General features: G+C 69.4%; 5 protein-coding genes. 1 reads left to right on the top strand and 4 read right to left on the bottom strand.

Annotation, left to right across the window (positions count from 1 at the left end; translation table 11 throughout):
- On the bottom strand, positions 1–480 hold a 480-nt coding region (locus HOV91_RS38355), incomplete at its 3' end, for a family 1 glycosylhydrolase (RefSeq protein WP_174190081.1).
- Between the two features lie 83 nt (positions 481–563).
- Positions 564–1,361: a HugZ family pyridoxamine 5'-phosphate oxidase gene (locus HOV91_RS38350; protein ID WP_174190080.1), complete on the bottom strand. Its 798-nt coding sequence runs from the start codon at positions 1,359–1,361 to the stop codon at positions 564–566.
- 102 nt (positions 1,362–1,463) lie between these two features.
- Here HOV91_RS38350 and HOV91_RS38345 point away from each other — a divergent pair, with 102 nt between their 5' ends.
- Complete coding sequence (locus HOV91_RS38345) at positions 1,464–2,555, top strand: hypothetical protein (RefSeq protein WP_174190079.1); 1,092 nt, start codon at positions 1,464–1,466, stop codon at positions 2,553–2,555.
- Between the two features lie 45 nt (positions 2,556–2,600).
- On the opposite strand, the gene HOV91_RS38340 is transcribed toward HOV91_RS38345, so the two are convergent.
- Both HOV91_RS38340 and HOV91_RS40745 read right to left on the bottom strand, forming a co-directional pair.
- Positions 2,601–3,851 (bottom strand): esterase/lipase family protein, encoded by a 1,251-nt coding sequence (locus HOV91_RS38340; protein WP_174190078.1) that lies wholly within the window; start codon positions 3,849–3,851, stop codon positions 2,601–2,603.
- A gap of 43 nt (positions 3,852–3,894) precedes the next feature.
- On the bottom strand, positions 3,895–4,833 hold a 939-nt coding region (locus tag HOV91_RS40745; RefSeq protein ID WP_281371107.1), incomplete at its 5' end, for an SMP-30/gluconolactonase/LRE family protein.

The following is a 4,833-nucleotide window of genomic DNA, read 5'->3' as shown; positions in this document are numbered from 1 at the left end:
GCCCGGATCACGCCACCCGCCCCGGTCCGACGCCCACCCCGGATACACCCAATGATCCAAAGTCAGCATCGGCCGCATCCCCGCCGCGAGAATCCGGGCGATCACGTTGTCGTAGAACCCGAACGCCGCCTCGTCCCAGGCATGCGGCGCGGGCTGCAACCGCGCCCACTCGATACCCACCCGATAGACCCGCGCACCCAGCCGCGCCGCCAGCTCGATATCACCGATATAGCGGCGCGCGAAATCCACCGAATCGCGATACGGATCGGCCGTCGCGCCCGACGCGATATACCGCGACCAGTTGCTGTCAGGCGCATACCCTTCGGACTGAAACCCCGACGACGCCACACCCCACAGAAAGTCCGCACCGAACGCAGGCACCTCCCTGCTCGGCTGAGCAGCGGAAACACCCGAAGTCATCAGCACCGCTACAGCTGCCGACAGCGCGGCGAGCCCACGCCACCGAGTGCGAGTACGCATCGCCGTAGCGTAACTGTCCGATTGCTGACTTCCACGGCAGCGCCGCGCGTGTCGCCGGCCGCGCCACCGTCACGATCGCGCTCTCACTCCGGCCGCGACCGCCGCGCCAACTCCACCGTCGCCGCACGCAACTGCTCGACCCCATCGAGCCGCACCGCATACCCCACCCTCGTGCGCGCCACACCCCGCGGCGTCACCACCCGCAGATCCAACCCATACCGATCCGCGCGCTCGCACGTCGCCTCCGTCGCGTCGGGATAACCGCCCAACCGCCGCGCCATGCCTAGCAACGCATCGGCATGATCGTCGTTGAGATGCGCCACCGCACGAGCCGCCACCGGCAGCACGGGATCCGGCTCCGCCGCCGCATACTCCTCGGCACTCGCCGAATCCATCCGCCCATACCCACCGACCCAGCGCACCCGCCGCACCCGCAACACCCACAGCGAGAAATCGCTGTAATCGATGTACATCCGCCCCGCAGCCACCGCCGCCAGATACGCCTCCCGCGCCGCCGCCTCCTCCGCACCCACCGGGCGCTCCACCACCCCCGACAACGTGATCCTGGCACCCGCCAGTGGATCCGCAGGCGGATCCGGCGCCACGACCGCCACACTCGCCCGCGCGTCCGCGGCCAGATTCCGCCCGTGCTCGGCCAGCCGCGACACACACAACACCGGCTGCCCCGCCAGCAACCCGTAGGTCACCAGCGACGCCCACGGCGAACCATCCTCGGCCAGACTGGCCAACGTCGCCGTATTCGACGCCGCCGCAACGGTTCTCGCCTCCTCCGCAGCCGACGGACGAACCGGATACAGCACCGGCGCGATCGGCGGCGGCACCGAAGGCGCCTCGCCCGGATCACCATGATCGACAGTCATGCCCCTATCCTTCCAGCGCGTCCCCGCGAAACGCCGCACATCGTCACATATGCGAATCAATTGGCCGCGCGCATACGCCGCCGATCGACCAGACTGGTCAAGGTGACCAGATACGCATTCGATGCCGACCGCGCCGCCCTCGTCGCCACCTGGGCGACCGGACGAGGCGACCTCGCCCAGACGGTGGCCACCCTGCCCCCGCAGGTGACCACGGACCAGGCAACCGATCTGGCGTCGAACCTCACCACCCTCTCGCGCTTCCAATGGCGCACCTACACCCACCCGGCCAGCGCCGCGGGCGACCCCGACGTCCCCAACAGCGAAGCATGGCGCCGCGCCGAAGAACGCCGGAACTTCAAGGAGGTCGAAGCCGGCCTCCGCAACCCCAACCTGCCCACCGAGGAAGGACTGCTCGTCTCCTACAGCGGCGTCGTCGAATCCGCCCACCGCATCGGACGCACCCTGCACGACATCGATGACGACACCCTGCGCGACACCGTCGCCGCCGAAGTGCGCACCGAACAGGAAGCCATCGAATCCGCCGAACGCGGCGACCTCTCCGGCCGCGCCCGCCAAGCCGTCGAACTGTCCCGCCCCGACGTCTCCCCGGCCCAGGTCCACGCCGCGGACGCACTCCTGCGCACCGACCCGCTCGGCAGCATCGAACTGTTCACCGAACTCGACCCCGCCTCCGCCTCCGTCGCCGCGGCACACTGGCTCTACGCCGCCGCCGAAGTCGCCGGAGAAACCGCCAACGTGGCCACCACCGACGTCGTCGCCGAAGCCGACGAACTCGAAGCACTCCAAGTCGAAACACCCACCCTCGTCCTCGAACGCCTCGCCACCGGCGACACCCCCACCGAAGTCGTCCTCGACCTCATCGCCGAAGCCATGGCCGTACACGAAGGCCGCGTCCCCGCCCCGTGGAGCCTCGTCGCCCGCGTCGCCGAAATCGAAGCCCAAGCCCACCGATTCGGCGTCGACGCCGACACCCGCGAGGCGATGCTCACCGGCTTCCGCATCAGCCGCCTCGACCCCGCCCGCCCCGCATTGGACCTGCTCGAAGACCTTCTCGACGGCATCCGCGGCTGCCTGCTGCTCTACGCGGCCCACACCGACCACGACGACCCCGAGAGCCGCTTCGCCGAAGACGTCCGCCTCGAAGCCGACGCCGACCCCGAAGACCTTCTCTGAGCCCACGGGCGGGACACGGCCGCGCCCTGTCCCGCCCGCACGAACTCAGCAGGCGCCTGTCCCGGCGAACTCCACCGCATCGGGAGCCAGCCAGGTGCGCAGCGCCCGATACACCGCATCATGATTGAGCAACGTGAAGTGATGCGCCGACGCGAGATGCATCCCGTTGCCGACCTCGAAACCGATGCGGCGCGCGCGACCACGACCCGAGCCGCTCGGCGTGAGCACCAGCCCGTCACCGATCACCCGGCCCAGCGGATGCCGCGGACTGCGCGTAACCGAGGCAGTCACGAAGTAATGCGCCGCGTCCGCCAGCAACGGCACCTCGCGGACCACCCGCCGCCGCAGCGCGTCCGCGTCCAGATCCCGCCAGTCCTCATCCACCAGCGAACCGTCCCGCAGGTCCCGGATGCCCGCACTGCGCCGACGCAACAACCGCCCGAACGGGCGCGTCTCGGGCACCCGCACCAGCGCCGCCGACGCGTAGTGCACCAACTGCTCCAGCGGCGCGCCCAGATGCGGTGAACCCAGGCACACCACCTGTCGCACCAGCCGCACCCACGGCAACCCCGCTTCAGCCGCCTGGAAGCACGCACCCCGCGCGACCAGACCACCCATCGAATGACCCACCAGCGACACCCGTTCGACCGGCACCGGCCAGTGCTCGACCAGCCCTCGCATCAGCTCACTGAGCTGCCCGGCGTTCTCCGAGATGTGCAGACCGGTGTTGTAACGGACGTGCAGCGCCGTACATCCCGTGTCGGACTCCAACCGCTCGGCGTAAGTCGGACCGCCGCCCAAACGCCACGCGTGCTCGGTCTCCACCAACCCGTGCAAGAAGACCACGACATGCGAACCAGGCCGCTGAACCCGCCCACCCACCAGTTCGGCGCGCACGGGAGCACCGTCCATCCGGAAGGACATCGGTCCCGCCAGAATCGGACGCGTCCGCTCGAGATCGTCACCGATCAAACCCTGTAGGGCGGCAAGGAACCCCGAGCCGTACACCGTCCGTGACGGCGCGGCGCCGGGCAGATCCGCGGTGCGCTCCGCGACCATCCCCACCGCCACCGCCGACCCGCTAACCACGCGGTAGACGCTCTCGGCGATCACGTCGTGCATCAGCTCGACCGGTACCGCCGCCGGCCCGACGCCCCAGCGCACCGCGGCGAACACGCGGTGCGCTATCGCCCGGTGTACCGCCGCGATCCCGTCGACCGCGCCGCCGAGTTCGTCACCGGCGAGCCGAGCCAGCGCCCTGACCTCCGCCTGTCGTCGGCGTGCCTCCTCCGTCATAATTTGAGTGTACAACTGTGCACTGAAGTGGGGGGTGTGAACCCTACGGCACCCGTGACACGGCCACCGCGGACTCGGTGAGGCTGCCCAGATACAACACGCCGTCCTGCTCGACCACACCGGTCACCATCGAATACTCGGTGCCTTCGACCTGCAGGTCGTGCACGACCTCGCCCTCGAAATCGACCGCCTGCACCCACACCGTCCGCACCGGCTTCGGGTGCACCCACTCCGGCAGCGTCCACACGATGCGCCGCAGGATGCCGGGCAGCGGAAGAAGCCGGTCCAGCAGCGGATTTCGCGGTGACGGAAGGGTGATCCAGATCAGGCCGTCGCTGCCCAGACCCAGGTTGTCCGGGAAGCCGGGCAGGTTCTCGACCAGCCGGTCCCGCGTGCCCGCCTTCTCGCCGGTCAACCAGTAGCGGGTCAGCCGGTATCCGCCGGTTTCCGCGACGACCACACAGGAACGGTCGGGCGCCAGGACAACGCCGTTGGCGAACTGCAGATCGTCGATCAGCGTCTCCACCCTGCCCTCGGGGTCGCGGCGGAACAGGCGTCCGGTGCCGGAGTGCTCCAGGAGGTCACCCAGGTATTCGTGGAGCGCGTATCGGCGCGAGGACTCCGAGAAGTAGATCGTGCCGTCGCTGTCACGCACGACATTGCTGGCGAATCGCAGGGGCTCGCCGTCGATCTCGTCCACCAGGACAGTCAGCCTTCCCTGAGTGTCCAACTCCAGCAGTCCGCGCTCGAAATCGCAGATCAGCACGCGTCCGTCGGCGTCCGCGTGCAGACCGAGCGGGCGGCCGCCGGTGTTCGCCAGCTCGCGTACATCGCCGGTCGCGGGATCGATGCCGAGAATGGCGCCACCCTCGATTCCCGCGATGATCCGGCCGTCGGGGGAGAACACGACGTCCTCCGGCCCGCTGCCGGGCAATTCGAGACGCCGGAGTTCGGGGAGCGGCGGGGTGCTGCGAGTTCGGCG

The organism is Nocardia barduliensis (assembly GCF_013315795.1).
Lineage (GTDB): Bacteria > Actinomycetota > Actinomycetes > Mycobacteriales > Mycobacteriaceae > Nocardia > Nocardia barduliensis.
Note: the sequence above shows the minus strand (reverse complement) of the source record. Positions and strands in the feature narration are given on the sequence as shown.